The sequence below is a fragment of the Streptomyces sp. NPDC059582 genome (assembly GCF_042735715.1).
Lineage (GTDB): Bacteria > Actinomycetota > Actinomycetes > Streptomycetales > Streptomycetaceae > Streptomyces.
This window is the reverse complement of record NZ_JBHWCC010000079.1, coordinates 1-17531: the sequence shown is the minus strand read 5'-3', so window position 1 is coordinate 17531 and position 17531 is coordinate 1. Positions and strand designations below refer to the sequence as shown.

At 72.5% G+C, this 17531-nt stretch carries 20 protein-coding genes and 1 pseudogene; 12 read left to right on the top strand and 9 right to left on the bottom strand.

Annotation, left to right across the window (positions count from 1 at the left end; all coding sequences use genetic code 11):
- Positions 1-58 precede the first annotated feature (58 nt).
- Complete coding sequence (locus ACFV0T_RS39220) at positions 59-859, top strand: site-2 protease family protein (RefSeq protein ID WP_385789872.1); 801 nt, start codon at positions 59-61, stop codon at positions 857-859.
- On the opposite strand, the gene ACFV0T_RS39215 is transcribed toward ACFV0T_RS39220, so the two are convergent.
- The 3 genes from ACFV0T_RS39215 to ACFV0T_RS39205 form a co-directional block, all read right to left on the bottom strand.
- Positions 849-1064 (bottom strand): hypothetical protein, encoded by a 216-nt coding sequence (locus ACFV0T_RS39215; protein ID WP_385789870.1) that lies wholly within the window; start codon positions 1062-1064, stop codon positions 849-851. The genes ACFV0T_RS39220 and ACFV0T_RS39215 overlap by 11 nt on opposite strands.
- Before the next feature lie 89 nt (positions 1065-1153).
- On the bottom strand, positions 1154-1858 hold the full coding sequence (npdG, locus tag ACFV0T_RS39210) for an NADPH-dependent F420 reductase (RefSeq protein ID WP_385789868.1): 705 nt from the start codon (positions 1856-1858) through the stop codon (positions 1154-1156).
- Between the two features lie 37 nt (positions 1859-1895).
- On the bottom strand, positions 1896-2972 hold the full coding sequence (locus tag ACFV0T_RS39205) for an exo-alpha-sialidase (RefSeq protein ID WP_385789866.1): 1077 nt from the start codon (positions 2970-2972) through the stop codon (positions 1896-1898).
- Positions 2973-3081: 109 nt separating this feature from the next.
- Here ACFV0T_RS39205 and ACFV0T_RS39200 point away from each other — a divergent pair, with 109 nt between their 5' ends.
- The 3 genes from ACFV0T_RS39200 (at position 3082) to ACFV0T_RS39190 (ending at position 5398) form a co-directional block, all read left to right on the top strand.
- The gene (locus ACFV0T_RS39200; protein WP_385789864.1) at positions 3082-3684 is read left to right on the top strand and encodes a hypothetical protein; all 603 of its coding nucleotides are present in this window, start codon (positions 3082-3084) and stop codon (positions 3682-3684) included.
- A 26-nt stretch (positions 3685-3710) separates the two neighbouring features.
- Positions 3711-3902 carry a hypothetical protein gene (locus ACFV0T_RS39195; protein ID WP_385789862.1) on the top strand — a complete coding sequence of 64 codons (192 nt, stop codon included), beginning with the start codon at positions 3711-3713 and terminating at the stop codon, positions 3900-3902.
- Between the two features lie 110 nt (positions 3903-4012).
- Positions 4013-5398: an MFS transporter gene (locus ACFV0T_RS39190; protein WP_385789860.1), complete on the top strand. Its 1386-nt coding sequence runs from the start codon at positions 4013-4015 to the stop codon at positions 5396-5398.
- Here the strand turns inward: ACFV0T_RS39190 and ACFV0T_RS39185 are convergent, their stop codons facing one another.
- A complete protein-coding gene (locus ACFV0T_RS39185; RefSeq protein WP_385789858.1) occupies positions 5399-5632 on the bottom strand; it encodes a hypothetical protein in 234 nt (77 codons plus the stop codon).
- Between the two features lie 58 nt (positions 5633-5690).
- Here ACFV0T_RS39185 and map point away from each other — a divergent pair, with 58 nt between their 5' ends.
- Positions 5691-6548: a type I methionyl aminopeptidase gene (gene map, locus ACFV0T_RS39180; RefSeq protein WP_385789856.1), complete on the top strand. Its 858-nt coding sequence runs from the start codon at positions 5691-5693 to the stop codon at positions 6546-6548.
- A gap of 245 nt (positions 6549-6793) precedes the next feature.
- Positions 6794-7441, top strand: a complete 648-nt coding sequence (locus tag ACFV0T_RS39175; RefSeq protein WP_385789854.1) for a heme oxygenase (biliverdin-producing) — start codon at positions 6794-6796, stop codon at positions 7439-7441.
- 76 nt (positions 7442-7517) lie between these two features.
- Here ACFV0T_RS39175 and ACFV0T_RS39170 read toward each other — a convergent pair whose 3' ends face one another.
- Positions 7518-8162: a PhzF family phenazine biosynthesis protein gene (locus ACFV0T_RS39170; protein ID WP_385789852.1), complete on the bottom strand. Its 645-nt coding sequence runs from the start codon at positions 8160-8162 to the stop codon at positions 7518-7520.
- Between the two features lie 82 nt (positions 8163-8244).
- Positions 8245-9045 carry an HtaA domain-containing protein gene (locus tag ACFV0T_RS39165; protein ID WP_385789850.1) on the bottom strand — a complete coding sequence of 267 codons (801 nt, stop codon included), beginning with the start codon at positions 9043-9045 and terminating at the stop codon, positions 8245-8247.
- Between the two features lie 19 nt (positions 9046-9064).
- Between ACFV0T_RS39165 and ACFV0T_RS39160 the strand changes: the two are divergent.
- The 6 genes and pseudogenes from ACFV0T_RS39160 to ACFV0T_RS39135 all read left to right on the top strand — a co-directional run.
- Positions 9065-9319 (top strand): annotated as a pseudogene (locus tag ACFV0T_RS39160) (ABC transporter substrate-binding protein); the annotation flags it as partial.
- A 99-nt stretch (positions 9320-9418) separates the two neighbouring features.
- Entirely contained in the window at positions 9419-10174 is a 756-nt protein-coding gene (locus ACFV0T_RS39155; RefSeq protein WP_385789892.1) for a heme ABC transporter ATP-binding protein, read from the top strand.
- Positions 10175-10364: 190 nt separating this feature from the next.
- Positions 10365-11501: an iron uptake system protein EfeO gene (efeO, locus tag ACFV0T_RS39150; RefSeq protein WP_385789848.1), complete on the top strand. Its 1137-nt coding sequence runs from the start codon at positions 10365-10367 to the stop codon at positions 11499-11501.
- Positions 11502-11514: 13 nt separating this feature from the next.
- Positions 11515-12786, top strand: a complete 1272-nt coding sequence (gene efeB, locus ACFV0T_RS39145) for an iron uptake transporter deferrochelatase/peroxidase subunit (RefSeq protein WP_385789846.1) — start codon at positions 11515-11517, stop codon at positions 12784-12786.
- A 3-nt stretch (positions 12787-12789) separates the two neighbouring features.
- Positions 12790-13662: an iron uptake transporter permease EfeU gene (gene efeU, locus ACFV0T_RS39140; protein ID WP_385789844.1), complete on the top strand. Its 873-nt coding sequence runs from the start codon at positions 12790-12792 to the stop codon at positions 13660-13662.
- The gene (locus ACFV0T_RS39135; protein WP_385789842.1) at positions 13622-14623 is read left to right on the top strand and encodes a hypothetical protein; all 1002 of its coding nucleotides are present in this window, start codon (positions 13622-13624) and stop codon (positions 14621-14623) included. The genes efeU and ACFV0T_RS39135 overlap by 41 nt, the downstream gene beginning before the upstream one ends.
- Positions 14624-14657: 34 nt before the next feature.
- Here the strand turns inward: ACFV0T_RS39135 and ACFV0T_RS39130 are convergent, their stop codons facing one another.
- The 3 genes from ACFV0T_RS39130 to ACFV0T_RS39120 form a co-directional block, all read right to left on the bottom strand.
- Entirely contained in the window at positions 14658-15398 is a 741-nt protein-coding gene (locus ACFV0T_RS39130; protein WP_385789840.1) for a bifunctional DNA primase/polymerase, read from the bottom strand.
- Between the two features lie 182 nt (positions 15399-15580).
- On the bottom strand, positions 15581-16195 hold the full coding sequence (locus ACFV0T_RS39125; protein WP_385789838.1) for a TetR/AcrR family transcriptional regulator: 615 nt from the start codon (positions 16193-16195) through the stop codon (positions 15581-15583).
- Positions 16196-16308: 113 nt separating this feature from the next.
- Complete coding sequence (locus tag ACFV0T_RS39120) at positions 16309-17307, bottom strand: small ribosomal subunit Rsm22 family protein (RefSeq protein ID WP_385789836.1); 999 nt, start codon at positions 17305-17307, stop codon at positions 16309-16311.
- Positions 17308-17531: the final 224 nt, after the last annotated feature.

Genomic DNA, 17531 nt, shown 5'->3' with positions numbered 1-17531 from the left:
ACAGTCCCCCGGACAGTCCCCGAACGCGGTACCCGAGCGCAGTACAGGAGCCTTCTCCATGACCACCGCCACCACCCGCCACAGCGACCGGCGGATCAGTCCCGTCTTCGTCGGGATCCTGGCCGTCACGGCGGTCACCGGCTGGGCGACCTGGAGCGGCTTCGCCGAGCAGCCCGGCGTGGCCGTGTTCCTGTTCGTGACGGCCACGTGGATCGTGTCGCTCTGCCTGCACGAGTACGCGCACGCGCGCACCGCTCTGCACAGCGGCGACATCTCGGTGGGCGAGAAGGGATACCTGACCCTCAACCCGCTCAAATACACCCACGCCCTGCTGAGCATCGTGCTGCCCGTGCTGTTCGTGATCATGGGCGGGATCGGGCTCCCCGGCGGCGCCGTCTTCATCGAGCGCGGGCGGATCCGGGGGCGCTGGCGGCACAGCCTGATCTCCGCCGCCGGACCGCTGACGAACGTGCTGTTCGCCGCCGTGTGCACCGCCCCGTTCTGGCTGGACGCGCTGGACGGCGTGCCGCGCGACTTCCGGTACGCGCTCGCCTTCCTCGCCCTGCTCCAGGTCACGGCCGCGCTGCTGAACTTCCTTCCGGTGCCCGGCCTGGACGGCTACGGCGTCATCGAGCCCTGGCTGTCCTACGGCGTCAAGCGCCAGGTGGAACCGTTCGCGCCGTTCGGGCTGCTGTTCGTGTTCGCGCTGCTGTGGGTTCCGTCGGTCAACAGCGTCTTCTTCGACGTGATCGACGCGATCCTGCGCGGGCTGGGGATCGGCGGCGACGACACTTACTGCGGCCAGACGCTCTACCGCTTCTGGCAGGGCACGAACGAGTTCTGCTCGGTCAGCCCGTGACGGAGCCGCCCCGCGCCCGGTCCCGGCCGCGCCTGAGGTAGTACCAGGTCATGTTGGACGACAGTCCCGCCATCAGTACCCACACGACGCCCAGCCAGCTGCCCTGCACGAAGGAGACGACGGCCGCGGCGGTCGCCAGGAGGCAGACGACGAGGCTGTAGCGGGCGAGTCGCCGGGCCGGCTCGGGTGGCAGCGAGGGGGGCATGGGGGTGGCTCCTGTCGGGGGACACTGCTGGCGCCGTCCAGTGTCCCCCATGGAGCCGCCCGCCCGGGACGGACCCACCCGCCGGCGGCTCACACGTCGGTGACCCGCAGTCCCGCGTGCGCCTTGTAGCGGCGGTTGACGGAGATCAGGTTGGCGACCAGCGACTCCACCTGGTGGGCGTTGCGCAGCCGGCCCGCGAAGACACCGCGCATCCCGGGGATCCGCCCGGCCAGCGCCTGGACGATCTCCACGTCGGCGCGCTCCTCGCCGAGGACCATGACGTCGGTGTCGATCGCGTCGATCTCCGGGTCCTGCAACAGCACCGCGGACAGGTGGTGGAAAGCGGCCGCCACCCGCGAGTCCGGCAGCAGGACGGCGGCCTGCTCGGCGGCACTGCCCTCCTCCGGCTTCAGCGCGTAGGCGCCCTTCTTGTCGAAGCCGAGCGGGTTGACGCAGTCGACGACGAGCTTGCCCGCCAGTTCCTCGCGCAGCGACTCCAGCGTCTTGCCGTGGCCCTCCCAGGGCACGGCGACGATCACGATGTCGCTGCGCCGCGCGGTCTCGGCGTTGTCGGCACCCTCGATGCCGTGGCCGAGCTCGTCGGCGGCGGCCCGGGCGCGATCGGTGGCCCGGGAGCCGATGATCACCTTCTGGCCGGCCCTGGCGAGCCGGTAGGCCAGGCCCTTGCCCTGCGGCCCGGTCCCGCCGAGCACGCCGACGACGAGTCCGGAGACGTCGGGGAGGTCCCAGGGGTCCTTGGCGGGGGCCTGCTGTGCACTGTCGGTTGAGGTCATGCGCCGACTTTACGTGCGTGTCCGTCCGGTCACCGGGTCAGGTGAGCTCCGCCACCGGCACTCTGTGGAATGCGATCGTCTCGTAGGCGCCGAAGTCGCCCGTCTCGTAGAGCAGTCCGACGGTGTCGGCGTCGATCCGCACCAGGTCGGAGTAGGCGGCGGGCAGCCCGTTCACCGTGTACGCGGGCCGCCAGGTGACGCCGCCGTCGGTGGAGGCGCGCAGGGTCATCAGGGCGCGTACGGCGGGGTCGGCGGGGCCGGAGTAGAGCAGCACGTCGGGGTCGCGGAGCTGGAGGAGGCTGCCCTCGCAGACGGGGGCGACCAGGCCGGCCTGCGGACGGAACGGCTTGACCAGGGTCCGCCCGCCGTCCCCGGAGTGGGCGTCGGCGCGGTTGCCGGGCGACGGGGAGTCGTTACGGGTGTTCAAGTAGACGCGTCCGTCCGGGAGTTCGGCGGCGGTGGTCTCGTTGACGTTGACGTAGCCGTCGGTGTTCTCGTCGACGTAGCCGAGGGACCAGGTCACACCCCGGTCGTCGCTGAGCAGGCAGTGGCCGCTGTTGTACTTCGACTCGTTGCCGAGGTCGGCGCCGGCGGGCGGGACGGTGTGGTTGCCGGGGACCAGGACCCGGCCGGTGCTCAGCTGGAGGGCGTGGCCGGGTGTGGTGGCGTACCAGCGCCAGCCCGTTCGCTTCACCTGCTTGGTGATCTCCTTCAGGCCCGACCAGGTCGCGCCGTGGTCGTCGCTGTGCTGCACCCACACCCGGCGGCCGTCCGCGTCCTTGACCGTGCCGCGCAGGATGGCGTCCTCGCTGACGGCGCCGGAGGCCCGGACGTGGACGAGCAGGATCCGGCCGGTGTCGAGGACGACGGGCGCGGGGTTGCCGGCCAGGTTCGCGCCGTTGTTCGCCGCCACCTGGAGCGGGCCCCAGGTGCGGCCGCCGTCCGTGGAGCGCTTCAGGACGATGTCGATGTTCCCGTGGTCCCGCGCGGAGTCGACCCGGCCCTCGCAGAAGGCGAGAAGGGCGCCGGAGGCGGCGCGGACCACCGCCGGGATCCGGTAACTCGCGTAGCCCTCGCGGCCCGCGCGGAAGGGAACGGTGGTCTCGGTCGTCATGGGAACTCCTCAGGCCCTCTTTCCCCGGACGTCTCCCCTTTCCCCGGGTCGGGCGAATTTCAGGTGAACTCCGGGTCACGAGTGGCCGGTTGCGGCAGGATGCGGTCGTATGGACGCCGTACGGGTCGCGTTGCTGCGCGAAGTGCTCGCCGGGACCGAGTGGCTGGGCGCCACCCGGCGGTTCGCGGGTGCGCTGCGTGGGTCCGTGGTGTCGCACGGGGGCGGTCTGCTGCTGGTGGGGACACCGGGGTACGAGCCCTGGCATCTGGCCGCCCATCTGGTGGACGAGGCCGCGTGGTCGGGGACGCCGGAGCTGACCCCGACGCTCGTACGGCACGACGCGCGCGCCTCGGATCCGGCGCAACTGGCGGTCGGGTTGGGGCGGATCGAGGCGGCGCGGCGGGGCGAGACGCTGTTGGTGGTGGCGCCCGAGGAGCCCGGCGGTCCGCTCCTGGAGCGGGTGCACGACGCGCGCCGGGCCGGGGCGACGGTCCTGGCGCTCGGCTCCGGGGGCCGTGACCTGGTGTCCCTGTCCCATGAGTCCCTCGCCGTCCCGGACCACACCGACCTGGACCTGGACACCGTGCAGCACCTGGTCAGCGCCGGGGCCGGGGAGAACGCGCTGCCGGCACCCCGGCGCCGTCGGCGGCTGCGCGATGATCTGTCCCGGCTCGCGGACCGGCTGACGGCGCCGCCACCGGCCCCCTGGTGACGTCCCGTCGGCGAAAGGCTCGGGTCATGCCCTCGTTCCGCACCGTCCTGCCGCGCTCGACACCGGTCGGTGCGGCGGTGGCCGTCGGCTACGGCGGCGGCGAGGCGTTCACCGGCCCGGGAACCGGAAGGGACGGGGTGACGGTGCTGCTGTTCGCCGTCACGCTCCTGGTCGTCGGCTTCGCCGTCGACGCCGTGGCGGGCGACCGCGACCGCTGACCCACCGGGGGCCGGACCCGAACCCGGACCCGAACCCGGACCCGGTCTGGGCTCCGGCCCGGTGAAAAGGGTTTGCCTCCCGCGCCGGCGGGGTCCGATCATGAGTTGTCGTGACCGAAGTCCCCGCCTCCCCCGCGTCCCCAGCCGAGAGCCGCTCCGGCCTGCGCGCCCTGCTGCCCGACCTCGCCCCCTGGCGGGCCTCGCTCGACTTCCGGAGGCTGTGGCTGTCGGGGCTGGTCTCCAACTTCGGGAGCTTCCTGACCTTCGTCGCGCTGCCGGTGCAGTTGAAGGACCTCACCGGGTCGGCCGCCGCGGTGGGCGCGATCGGCGCGGTGGAACTGGTGCCGCTGATCGTCTTCGGGCTGTACGGCGGGGCGCTCGCCGACGCCCTGGACAAGCGGAAGCTGATCGTCTGGACGGAGGCCGGCCAAGGGCTGCTCTCCGCCGTGCTGCTGCTCGACGCCCTGTTGCCGCGGCCCGCCGTCTGGCCGCTGTACGTCGTCGCCGCGCTGTCGTCCGCGCTCGTCTCGGTGCAAAGGCCCGCGCTCGACTCGCTGTGGCCGCGGATCGTCGCCCATGAGCATCTTCCGGCCGCGTCCTCCCTGAACTCGTTCCGCTGGACGGTCAGCGGGGTGGCGGGCCCGGCGCTCGCGGGCGTGGTGGTGGCGTACGCGGGGCTCGGTTCGGCGTACGCGGCCGACCTCGTCACGTTCGTCGTCTCCGTGCTCCTCGTCGTGCGCATCGCGCCCTCCCCCGCCGCGCACGACGCCGCCCGGCCGTCCCTGCGCTCGATCGTCGAGGGCGCCCGCTACGCCTGGAGCCGCAAGGAGCTCCTCGGCACCTACGCCGTCGACCTCGCGGCGATGTTCCTCGCGATGCCGCTGGCCGTCCTGCCGTTCCTCGCGGACGAGCTGGACGCGCGGTGGTCGCTCGGCCTGATGTACGCCAGCATCCCGGCCGGGGCCCTGCTGGTGAGCCTGGCCAGTGGCTGGACCTCGCGGGTGCACCGGCACGGGCGGATGGTGGTGCTGTCGGCCGCGCTGTGGGGCCTGGCGATCGCGGCCGCCGGGGTGGTCGGCAACGTGTGGCTGGTGCTGCTGTTCCTCACCGTGGCCGGCGGCTGCGACATGGTCAGCGGCATCTTCCGGGGGGCCATGTGGAACCAGACGATCCCGGACGAGCTGCGCGGCCGGCTCGCCGGGATCGAGCTGCTGTCCTACTCGGTGGGGCCGACGCTGGGCCAGGTCCGCACGGGCGGGGTCGCCGCCTGGCTGGGCGTGCGGACGTCGGTGTGGTCCGGCGGCCTGATGTGCGCGGGGGCGGTGGGGCTGCTCGCCCTGTGCCTGCCGAAGCTGATGACGTACGACGTGCGGACGAACGAGCACGCGCTGCGGCAGCGCGACCGGCGCGCCGCCGCGACCACGGGGCCCGCCACGGACGCCACGCCGAGTCCGGATCCGGTTTCCGCTCCCGCTCCGGGCCCCGCGCAGGCGTGATCAGTCGTCGTCCGTGGCACCGCCCGCCGGGGCGTCGTGCCAGCGGGGGTCGTTCTCCCACTCGAGGTTGCGTTCGCGGGCGGTCTCCATCGCGTGCTGGGCCTCTTCGCGGCTGGTGTACGGGCCGAAACGGTCCTTGCCCGGACAGTCCGGACCCTCCTCGACCTTCTTGTGCTCCAGGCAGTAGTACCACTCGCCCGGCTTGCCGACCGTGCGCTTCTTGAACAGGGCCATGACCAGCTCCTCTCGCCACCGACATGTTCCCCCATCCCCGCTGGATAGACTCGCCGACATGTCTGGCCAGTCGCTGCTCGTACCAGGGGAGCTCTCTCCCGTCCGTTCCGTCCCCGGCAACATCCGCCGCCCCGAGTACGTCGGCAGGCCCGGGCCGACGCCGTACACCGGACCGGAGGTGCAGACGCCCGAGACGATCGAGGCGATGCGCCGCGCGGGCCGGATCGCCGCACAGGCGATGGCCGAGGCGGCGAAGATCATCGCGCCTGGCGTGACGACGGACGAACTCGACCGGGTGGCGCACGACTACATGTGCGACCACGGCGCCTATCCGTCGACGCTCGGCTACCGCGGTTTCCCCAAGTCCCTGTGCACCAGTGTCAACGAGGTCATCTGCCACGGCATCCCCGACTCGACGGTGCTGCGCGACGGCGACATCGTCAACCTGGACGTGACGGCCTACATCGGCGGGGTGCACGGCGACAACAACGCCACGTACCTGGTCGGTGACGTGGACGAGGAGTCGCGGCTGCTGGTGGAGCGGACCCGGGAGTCCCTCGACCGCGCGATCAAGGCGGTCAGGCCGGGCCGGCAGGTCAACATCATCGGCCGGGTCATCGAGTCGTACGCCAAGCGGTTCGGGTACGGGGTGGTCCGGGACTTCACGGGCCACGGGATCAACTCCTCGTTCCACTCCGGGCTGATCATCCCGCACTACGACAGCCCGCACGCGACGACGGTGATCCAGCCGGGGATGACGTTCACGATCGAGCCGATGCTGACGCTCGGCACCCACGAGTACGACATGTGGGACGACGGCTGGACGGTCGTCACGAAGGACCGCAGGCGGACGGCGCAGTTCGAGCACACACTGGTGGTGACGGAGACGGGAGCGGACATCCTGACGCTGCCGTAGCCGCTTCACCCACCCCGGCCCGCCCTCCTCGGAGGGCGGGCTTTTTCGCGTTCCGCTCCAGGTCCGGCCCCTGATCCGGCCCTGATCTGTCCCCGGTCCGCCGCTGAGCGGGCCCCGTCCGCCACTGGTCCGGCCCCGGTTCGCCCCTTCAGGTGAGTCCGGCCGGGATCCGGGGTACGGTTTTACCGACAGGTCGTCGGCAAAGCTGTTGACTTAGGTAAGGCTTACCTTAGATGATGCGGCACATGGACTCCTTCTCGACAGTCATCCGCACCGCCTCGCACGAGCAGCACGTGGAGGCGGAGACCTCGACGTTCATGAGCGACCTGCTCGGCGGCCGACTGGGCGTGGACGCGTACACGCGCTACACCGAGCAACTGTGGTTCGTGTACGAGGCGCTGGAGGCCACGGCCGGGCGGATCGCCGCGGACCCGGTGGCCGGGCCCTTCGTCCAGCCCGAGCTGTACCGGCTGACCGCGCTGGAGCGGGATCTCGCGCATCTGCGCGGTGCCGACTGGCGGACGGGCCTGTCCGCGCTGCCCGCCACCCGCGCCTACGCCGACCGGGTGCGGGAGTGCGCGGAGCGGTGGCCCGCCGGGTACATCGCCCACCACTACACCCGCTACCTCGGCGACCTCTCCGGCGGCCAGATCATCCGCGACAAGGCGGAGCGGACCTGGGGGTTCGAGCGCAAGGGCGACGGGGTCCGGTTCTACGTCTTCGAGGGGATCTCCAACCCGGCCGCGTTCAAGCGGGGTTACCGCGAGCTGCTGGACGCGGTCCCGGCCGACGACCTGGAGAAGCAGCGGATCGTGACGGAGTGCAAGCGGGCCTTCGCGCTGAACACGGCGGTTTTCCACGCGCTCGGCGAGGAGTTCCCGCTCAGCGCCTGAACCGCTCCGCGGAGCCTGTCCTAGGGGCGTGGTTCGCAAGTGGCGTCGTACACCCGGAGGCCGGACGGGACACGCCTCAGCGCTCCAGGAGCACCCGGCCCCCGATCTCCACCCACCCGTACGGCTGCGGTGCGGTGAGGATCTGGGAGCCCGCGCCCTGCGTGATGTTGAGCGCCCGGCCGAGCCGCTCGGTCAGGAGCAGTGCCGCCGCGCCCGTCGCCTCGTCCTCCTCGATACCGTCGTCGCGGCCCGGGAAGGCACGGGCGCGGACGCGGCCCGCGGGCTCGTCCTCCCAGGCCCAGGCGTAGATCCACTCGCCGGCCGGCGGGACGGGGAGGTCGTCGACCTCGGCGGCCGTGGCGTACCGACGCAGCGTGCGCGGCGGGACCCACTCGGGCCGCGCCTCGATCCAGCTGAACTCGCCGTCCTGTCGCGCCCCGACCACCCCGGCCGGCGTGACCAGTTCGGGAACGTCGAGGAGCCAAGCCGTGCCGACGCACGGGTAGCCCGCGAACGGCAGCCGCAGGGTGGGCGTGTAGATGTCGACGACCCCGCGCTCGGGGTCGTCCACGAACACCGTCTCGCTGAAACCGAGTTTCGCCGCCAGGGCCTGCCGGTCGTCCCGCTCCGGCAGCACGGAACCCTCGCGGACGACGCCCAGCTCGTTGCCGTATCCGCCGTTCGCCGCGCAGAACACGCGCAGCACGTCGTAGTCAGTCACCCGGGCATTGAAACACCCGGCGCGACGGGGGACGGACCGGTGCCGCCCGGCCCGGACGGCACCGGTCCGTCCCCGAAGCGGATCACGCCTCCGTGCGTCGCCTGCGCATCGCGAACACCACGGCCGCGCCCGCCGCCACGGTCGCCGCGCCCAGCGCGCCCACCGCGGCCACGGGGACGTCCGAGCCGGTCGAGGCCATGCTGCCGCCGATGGTGCCGCCGGTGGTGGAGCCGACCGAGGAACCGCCGTCCGTCCTCGAACCCGAGCCGCCGGAACCGCCGGAGGTTCCGGTGCCGCCCGAACCGCCGGACGGGAGGCCGTCGTCGTCCTTCAGCGCCTTGGCCGTGAAGGTGACCAGCGCGACCTTCTTCCCGGTGAGTCCCGCGCTCGCCACGTCGGCGTAGAGGGTGCCCTCGCCGTCGTCGACGGTGGCCCGGAAGCCGCTCAGTGCCAGGTCGAGGCCGTGTGCGCCGGTGAAGCGCACCGCGCCGGCGAACCGGGCCGTCAGGTCGCCCTTCGCGTACGTCCCTTCGCCCGAGGGGAAGCGGAAGAGCGCGCCGCCGTCCTGGGCGCCGGACGACAGGGTCCACCTGCCGTTCGCCATGTCGCCGGTGACGTACTCCCGGAAGGTGCGCCGCACGCCCCAGTCGACGGCGCCGTCCTCGATCGCGCCGCCCTTCGGGTTCTTCGTCGCGGCGGCCGACTTCGTGGGGGTGGGCGTGGGCGAGCCGGACGCCTTCCGGGCGGCCCGCACGTCCACCGCCAGGCTCACCGGGTCGAGCCGGGTTCCGGCGGTGTAGTACCCCGCGAAGGACCGGGCGCCCTGCGAAGTCAGCCTGGCGGGACGGTTGCCGAGGGCGACGGAGGTGCCGGCGCCCGTCATGTCGATCCCGCCCAGGGACAAGGACCTCACCGCCATCACCACCGAGGCTCTCGCCCAGGCCGCGCCGGACGCGATCCTCGTCATGTCCAAGGGACTCGAGTCCGTCGGCGGGATCGACGGGCTGGTGCAGATCCCCGGTGTCGCCCAGACGCCGGCCGGGGCACAGCGGCGGGTCGTGTCGATCGAGGACGGGGTGCTGCTCAACTACGGGCCGCGCACCGACCAGGTACTGAAGTCGATCGTGGCCCAGCTGTACGAGGGCGGTGCGCGATGACCGTGACCGACGAGCCGGTGCGGGCCCCGGCCCCCGCCGCCTCCGCGCCCTCCGAACGCGGCACCACCGCGCTGCTCGCCGCCGGGCTGGTGCTCGGCCCTGCGCGTCCGCCTCGGCACCCGCGAGGTGCTGCGGGGCGTGGACGTGGAGGTGCGCGCGGGCGAGGTGCTCGCACTGGTCGGGCCCAACGGGGCCGGAAAGTCGACGCTGTTGGGCGCCCTCGCCGCCGATCTCCCGGCCGCCGAGGGGGTGGTACGGATCCACGGGCGACCGGCGGCCGCCTGGTCCGCGCCCGAACTGGCCCTGCGCCGCGCGGTCCTTCCGCAGGCGGCGGCGCTCTCCTTCCCGTTCACGGTCGAGGAGGTCGTCCGGATGGGCCGCGCCCCGCACACGGCCTCGCGCGCGGCCTCACACGCCGAGGACGACCTCGCGGTGGCCGGGGCGATGGCCGCGACCGAGGTGGCCGCCTTCGCCGTACGGCCGTTCTCGGCGCTCAGCGGCGGGGAGCGGGCCCGGGTCGCGCTGGCCCGGGTGCTGGCGCAGGCCGCTCCGCTGCTGCTGCTCGACGAGCCGACCGCCGCGCTCGACCTGAGACACCAGGAGTTGGTGCTGCGGCTGTGCCGGGAAAGGGCGCACGCCGGTGACGCGGTGGTCGTGGTGTTGCACGATCTGGGACTCGCCGCCGCCTACGCGCACCGGGTCGCGATCCTGTGCGCCGGCCGGGTCGCGGCTGACGGGCCGCCGGCCGAGGTGTTCTCCGAGGACCTGCTCTCCCGGGTCTACGACCAGCCCCTCGAGGTACTGCCGCACCCGCGCACGGGCGCGCTCCTGGTGACGCCCGAGCGGAACCTTTGAATCTCCCTTGACCGGTTCTTTACGTCGGAATTGAGTGACCGTGATCACCTCGTGCTCATACAGCGTCCATGAGAGGTGAATCACGGTACGCGGGGGTACTACGCAGGTAAGCCTCGGTTAAGTTAGGCCAGCCTCACCAGATCCCTGTGAGTGCCGTCACGCCGTTTTTCAGCCACCCGTGGGAGCCCGCATGCGAGCCGTCAGACTGTCCGTTGTCACCGCCGCCGCCACCGCGGCCGCTCTGACCGCCGTCACGGGCTGCACGGAGAAGAGCGCCGCCGGGGACACCGGGGCGATCCAGGTCACGGCCGCGGACTCCACCTGCAAGACGTCCACCACGTCGGTCCCGGCCGGCCAGGTCACGCTGAAGATAGAGAACAAGGGCTCCCAGGCCACCGAGGTCGAGATCCTCTTCCCGGACGACCGGATCGTCTCCGAGAAGGAGAACATCGGCCCGGGCACGAAGTACACGCTGACCGCCGAGGTGAAGGCCGGGTCGTACGAGATCGCCTGCCGCCCCGGCATGAAGGGCCGCGGTGTGCGGCAGAAGCTCACCGTGACCGGCGGTTCGGCCGCCAAGCGCGACCCGAAGCTGGACAAGGCCGTCGCCGACTACCGCGAGTACGCGCAGGAGCAGGCCGACGCCACCGTGCCGCTCGCCGAGACCTTCGCGAGCGCGATCAAGTCCGGCGACCTGGAGGCCGCCAAGAAGGCGTACTCCCCCTCGCGCCTCGGCTGGGAGCGCACCGAGCCGATCGCCGAGTCCTTCGGCGACATCGACCCGAAGACCGACACCCGCGCCGACGGCCTCGAGGACGGCCAGAAGTGGACCGGCTGGCACCGGCTGGAGAAGTCCCTCTGGCAGGACAAGAAGATCACCGACGAGGACAAGACCCTCGCCGACGAGCTGGTCACCGACCTCGAGGACTGGCAGAAGCGGGTCGGCAAGGCCGAGATCACCCCGACCTCCATGGCCAACGGCGCCAAGGAGCTCCTCGACGAGGTCGCCACCGGCAAGGTCACCGGCGAGGAGGACCGCTACTCGCACACCGACCTGGTCGACTTCAAGGCCAACGTCGAGGGCGCGCAGAAGGCGTACGAGCTGCTCAAGCCGGTGGCCGAGAAGAACGACGCGGCCCTGACCGGCGAACTGGACAAGCAGTTCACCGCGCTGGACACGCTGCTGGACAAGTACCGCTCGGACAAGACGTCGTACGACTTCGTCTCCTACGAGAAGGTCACCAAGGACCAGCGCAAGGAGCTCTCCGACGCGGTCAACGCGCTCGCCGAGCCGCTGTCCAAGCTCGCCGCAGCCGTCGTGAAGTAAGGGGCCACATCCCATGACGGACACCCAGGAAGCCACCGCCGTGGACACCCCCGGTGGCGCGCCCTCCCGGCGTTCGCTGCTCGGCTGGGGCGGCGCGGGCCTCGCGCTCGGCGCCGCCGCGGCCGGCGGCGCGGTGGCGATGGCGCGGGTCGGCAACGACGTGGACCCGGCCGCCGCCGAGACGGGCGGTGCGGTCGGTTTCCACGGCGCGCACCAGGCGGGCATCGCCACGCCGGTCCAGGACCGGCTGCACTTCGCCGCGTTCGACGTGAAGACCGAGAACCGCGCCGAGTTCGTACAGCTGCTGAAGGACTGGACCGAGGCCGCCCGGCGGCTGACCGCCGGGAAGGCGGTCGGCGAGGGCGCGTACGGCGGGCTCGCCGAGGCGCCGCCGGACGACACCGGCGAGGCGCTGGGCCTGAAGCCGTCCCGGCTGACGCTCACCATCGGCTTCGGCCCGTCGTTCTTCGAGAAGTTCGGGCTGGCTGACCGGCGGCCGCAGGCGCTGGTGGACCTGCCCCGCTTCCCCGGCGACAACCTCGACGCCTCCCGGACCGGCGGCGACCTGTGCATCCAGGCTTGCGCGGACGACCCGCAGGTCGCCGTGCACGCGATCCGCAACCTGGCCCGCATCGGCTTCGGCAAGGTCGCCATCCGCTGGTCCCAGCTCGGCTTCGGCAAGACCTCCTCGACGACCCCCGACGCCCAGACCCCGCGCAACCTCATGGGGTTCAAGGACGGCACCCGCAACATCGCGGGGACGGAGACGGACCGGCTGAAGAAGTTCGTGTGGGTCGACGACGGCGACGCGGCCTGGATGGCCGGGGGTTCGTACCTGGTGGCCCGGCGCATCCGCATGAACATCGAGACCTGGGACCGGACCTCGCTCCAGGAGCAGGAGGACGTCTTCGGCCGCGACAAGGGCGAGGGCGCTGCGGTCGGCAAGGCGAAGGAGCACGACCCGCCGTTCCTGAAGGCGATGAAGCCCGACGCGCACGTCCGCCTCGCCCACCCCGACTCCAACGACGGGGTCACCATCCTGCGCCGGGGCTACTCCTTCACCGACGGCACGGACGGCCTCGGCCGCCTCGACGCGGGCCTGTTCTTCCTGGCCTACCAGCGTGACGTGCGCAAGGGGTTCATCCCGCTCCAGCGCCGCCTGTCGGGCTCCGACGCGCTCAACGAGTACATCCAGCACGTGGGTTCGGCGCTCTTCGCCGTCCCGCCCGGCGTCCGCGACACGGACGACTGGTGGGGCCGCACGCTGTTCTCCGAGGAGGCGTAGCCCGTGTTCTCCAACTACCTGATCGGACTGCGCGAGGGCCTGGAGGCCTCTCTCGTCGTCTGCATCCTGATCGCCTACCTGGTCAAGACCGGCCGCCGGGACGCCCTGAAGCCGATCTGGATCGGCATCGCCGTCGCCGTCCTCATCGCCATGGGCTTCGGCTGCGCCCTCGAATTCGGTTCCCAGGAGCTGACGTTCGAGGCGCAGGAGGCGCTCGGCGGGTCGCTGTCGATCCTCGCGGTAGCCCTGGTGACCTGGATGGTCTTCTGGATGCGGCGCACCGCCCGCCACCTGCGGTCCGAGCTGCACGGCAAGCTGGACGCGGCCCTGGCGATGGGCACGGGCGCGCTGGTCGCCACCGCGTTCCTCGCCGTCGGCCGCGAGGGCCTGGAGACCGCCCTGTTCGTGTGGGCCTCGGTCCACGCGGCCAGCGACGGCACCCCGCGCCCGCTGGTCGGGGTCGCACTCGGCCTGGCCACGGCCGTCCTCCTCGGCTGGCTGTTCTACCGCGGGGCCCTGAAGATCAACCTCGCCAAGTTCTTCACCTGGACCGGCGGCATGCTCGTCGTGGTCGCGGCGGGCGTACTGGCCTACGGCGTGCACGACCTCCAGGAGGCCGACTGGCTGCCCGGGATCAGGAACCTGGCCTTCGACATCAGCGACACCATCGACCCGAGCAGCTGGTACGGCACCCTCCTCAAGGGCGTCCTCAACTTCCAGCCCGACCCGACCGTGTTCCAGGTCACGGTGTGGCTGCTGTACCTGGTCCCGACGCTCACGCTGTTCCTCGCCCCGGTAGGGTTCGCCTCCGGGAAGGGGAAGGTGACAGCACCTGATGAGCAGGGTTCGCGGCCCTCGAAGGCCGAGCAGGCTTGAGCGGAGCGCGCTGGTCGCGGCCTCGGCGACCGCGCTGTCGCTGACGGCGAGCGGATGCGTGGTGGTGCACGGTGAGCGCGAGATACTCCCCGCCACCACGCCCGCCGAGGCCGCCAAGGCGCTCCAGCAGTTCACGGCCGCGTACAACAAGGCCGACAAGGCGTACGACAGTTCCCTGGACGCGGACTACGTCACCGGCGCCCTCGGTGACATCGACGCGGCGCGGCTGAAGGCCGGCCACGCCAACAGTCCGGCGGGCAACTCCGCGCACACCCCGCTGACGTTCACGGACGTGCGGTACACCATCCCCAAGAAGGCGGGCTGGCCGCGCTGGTTCGTCGCCGACGCCAAGGCCGACAAGGGCGGCACGGCACGCTGGATGCTGGTGTTCCTGCGCGACGGCCTGTCCGAGCCGTGGCAGGTGTCGTATCTGACGCTGGTGGCGCCGGGCGCCGTACCGCAGTTCAAGAAGGACAAGGACGGCTGGGCCGAGGCCGTGCCCGTGGACTCGGCCGAACTGGCCGTCTCCCCGGCGGACTTGAGCCAGGGCTACGCGACCTATCTCAAGGACGGCGGGACGGCCTTCGCGGACGGCACCTACACCAGCGCCCTGCGCGCGAACCGGGCGAAGGGCGCCAGCAAGCCGGGACTGGCCACGCAGTACATCGACGAGCCGCTGACCCGGGACGACTACGCCCCGCTGGCGTTGCGCACCGCGGACGGCGGGGCACTGGTGTTCTTCACCACGCACCACTACATGAAGCAGACGGCCGCGGCCGGCGCGTCCGTCCCCACGCCCAACAAGAGCGTGCAGGCGCTGACCAAGGGCGAGATCAAGCAGTCCCTGACGATGGAGTTCGTCTCCAACGAGGTGGTCCTGGACCCGAAGCGGGGCTCGGGGGCCGGGCCGGTGTCGATGGTCGGCAAGGTCCAGGGGCTGACGGCGGCGCAGGGCGAGTAGCGCCGGTGCGTCCGAGCGGCGCCGGGCGTCCGTGTCAGTGGCGCAGGGGCCAGGCCGAGGCCACGTCGTGCTGGGGCTCCGCGCCGACATGGCGGGCGCAGGCGTCGGTGAGGGACTCCAGCAGGGTCAGCGGGTCCGGCAGCGGGTGCTCCGGGCCGCGCAGCCAGCGCACCTGCTGTCCGTCGTCACCGGGCAGCCGGGCCGGCGGTACGAGGACGTAGGAGCCCCGGCAGTGCCAGCGCATGCCCGGGTGCTCGTCGGCCGTCTCGGGGTGGCAGTCCAGCTCGCACGGCCACCACTCGTCCTCGTCCTCGGGGGTGCCGCGGGTGAGCGTGAAGAACAGCATGCGGCCGTCGTCGCTCCGGGCGACCGGCCCGACCTCGACGCCGGCCGCGAGCAGGTTCTCCAGGGCCTCGGCGCCGGCCTCCACGGGCACGTCGAGGACGTCGTGCACCATGCCGGTCGCGGTGATGAAGTTGGCCTGCGGCTGGTGCCGGGCCCAGCGCTCGATCTGGGCGCGGTCGGTCGTGGACTGGGTCTGCCACGCGAACGACACGGGGTGCCGGGCCGGCGTGGGACAGCCGACGCGGTCGCACGAGCACCGGTAGCCCGGCGCCGGGTGCGCGGCGGGCGCCAGAGGCAGCCCCGCTCCGGCGGCGGCGAGCAGCAGAGCCTCACGGCTGCCGGTGTCGGCGGCCTCCTTCGGGCGCCGACCACGCAGCCACCGGGAGAGTTTGCCCTGCGGGCCGTTGCGGCCACCGATCTCCGCGCTCATCTATCCCCTCGCCTCGCTGTTGTGCGCACAGCATGCCTCATGGTCCCACCATCCTGCGCATCGGGGGTCCTCAGCCACCGATCGGGGCAGGTGGGACAAGGGTCACGAGCAGCCACGAGAGGCACACCACACCCCTGATCGGGCTTGCCGCGCATTTCGGCACGCGGGAACGGCGGTCCCGGTCAGCGCGGGGAGAGGCCGTGCAGGGCGTAGTCGACGAGGGTGTCGGTGTACTCGTAGGAGATCGGGCCCGTGTACTGGAGCCAGCGCTGGGCGAGCGGCGAGATGAAGAACTCCAGGGCGATGCGCGGGTCGATCCCGGCGCGGACCTGGCCGGCCCGTTGTGCGGAGCGCAGCCGGTCGACGTACAGCTGCAGCGCCGGTTCCATGAGCTTGGCCGTGAACTCCCGGCCGACCTGTTCGTTGACCACGCCCTCGGCGGCCAGCGCCCGGGACGGCGCCTCGAACCTGGGGTCCCGCAACTGGTCGACGGTGGCCCGCAGCACCGCCTTGAGGTCGGCGGCGAGGTCGCCGGTGTCCGGGATGGTGTACGGCTGCGCGCCCGCGTCCCGCGCCGCCTGAGTGCTGAGGTCGAGGAACGCCTCCAGCAGGACGTCCGCCTTCGACGCCCACCACCGGTAGATGGTCTGCTTGCCGACGCCGGCCCGGGCGGCGATGCCCTCGACGGTGGTCTTCGGGTAGCCCACCTCGGCGACGAGGGCGAGGGCGGCGTCGTAGATCGCGCGCCGGGACTTCTCGCTGCGGCGGGTGGCGTCGGGGGGCGACTTCTGGACCATGGGGCGACGCTATCAAGGGGGTGAGACGGGGCGTCTCGTAGCGGGCCGGTCCGGGAGCCGGCCGGGCGGGCCGGTCCGGGAGCCGGCCGGGCGGTTCGGTCCTCGTGGGTGGGTCAGTCGGCCGGGTCGTACCGCGGCGGCCAGGCGTCGCCCCAGTCCGCGTCCCGGGCCGCCTTGTACAGGTCGCCGTGGCGCTTGGTGACCGTCGTGCGGCGCAACTGTTCGTCGGCCTCGCACAGGTCGAGCAGCACCTGGCCCTTGCGGATCTGCGGGCGCCGTACCACCCGGGAGGCGGCCGGAGTCGCCGGGAGGCGGGTGGCGGCGACATAGCTGAACTTCTCGTCCTCGTAGGCGAGGGAGCCGCCCTTGACCTGGCGGTGCAGCGAGGAACGGCTGACGCGGGCCGAGAAGTGGCACCAGTCCGTGCCGGGCACGATGGGGCAGGCGGCGCTGTGCGGGCAGGGCGCGGCGATGTGGAAGCCGGCGGCGACCAGCCGGTCGCGGGCCGTGAGGACTCGGGCGTAGCCGTCCGGGGTGCCGGGTTCGATGATCACGACGGCCTGGGCGGCGCCCGCGGCGGCGTCGACGACGTGGCTCCGGTCGGCCTCGGTGAGTTCGCCGAGCACGTACGACACCGTGACGAGATCAGTGCTCTCCACGGTGAGCGCCGCTCCGATGCGAGAGCGCTGCCAGCGGGTGTCCCGCAGCGCGGGGTTGGCGGCGGCGATCTCGCGGCCCAGGGCGAGCGCGGGCTCGGCCCAGTCCAGCACGGTCACCGGCCGGACCCCGTCCCAGGTCGCGCTGACGGCCCAGGTCGCCGCGCCGGTACCGCCGCCGATGTCGACATGGCTGCCGGGTGCCCATCCGGGGGCCGCGTCCGCGAACGCCTCCAGCGCCGCCCGCACCGCCTCGAAGGTCGCCGGCATCCGGTACGCGGCGTACGCGGCCACGTCCGCGCGGTCACGCAGGATCGGCGCATCGGTCGGGGTCGTCCCCCGGTAGTTGGCGATGAGCCGCTCCACGGCTCCCGCGGCCTGCCTGGCCGGGAGCCCGTCGAGGAGGCCGGCGAGGGCGCCACGGAGGGTCTCGGCCGGGTATACGGGGACGTTCACCCGGCGATTCTCTCAGGTCCCCGGACCCGCCCGGGGACCAGGAGCCGTACCCGCGGCCACCCCCGCGCACCGCCCGGGCCCAGGGACCAGGAGCCGTACCCGTAGCCACCCCCCGCGCACCGCCCGGGCCCAGGAGCCGTACCCGTAGCCACCCCCCGCGCACCGCCCGGGCCCAGGGACCAGGAGCCGTACCCGTAGCCACCCCCCGCGCACCGCCCGGTCCC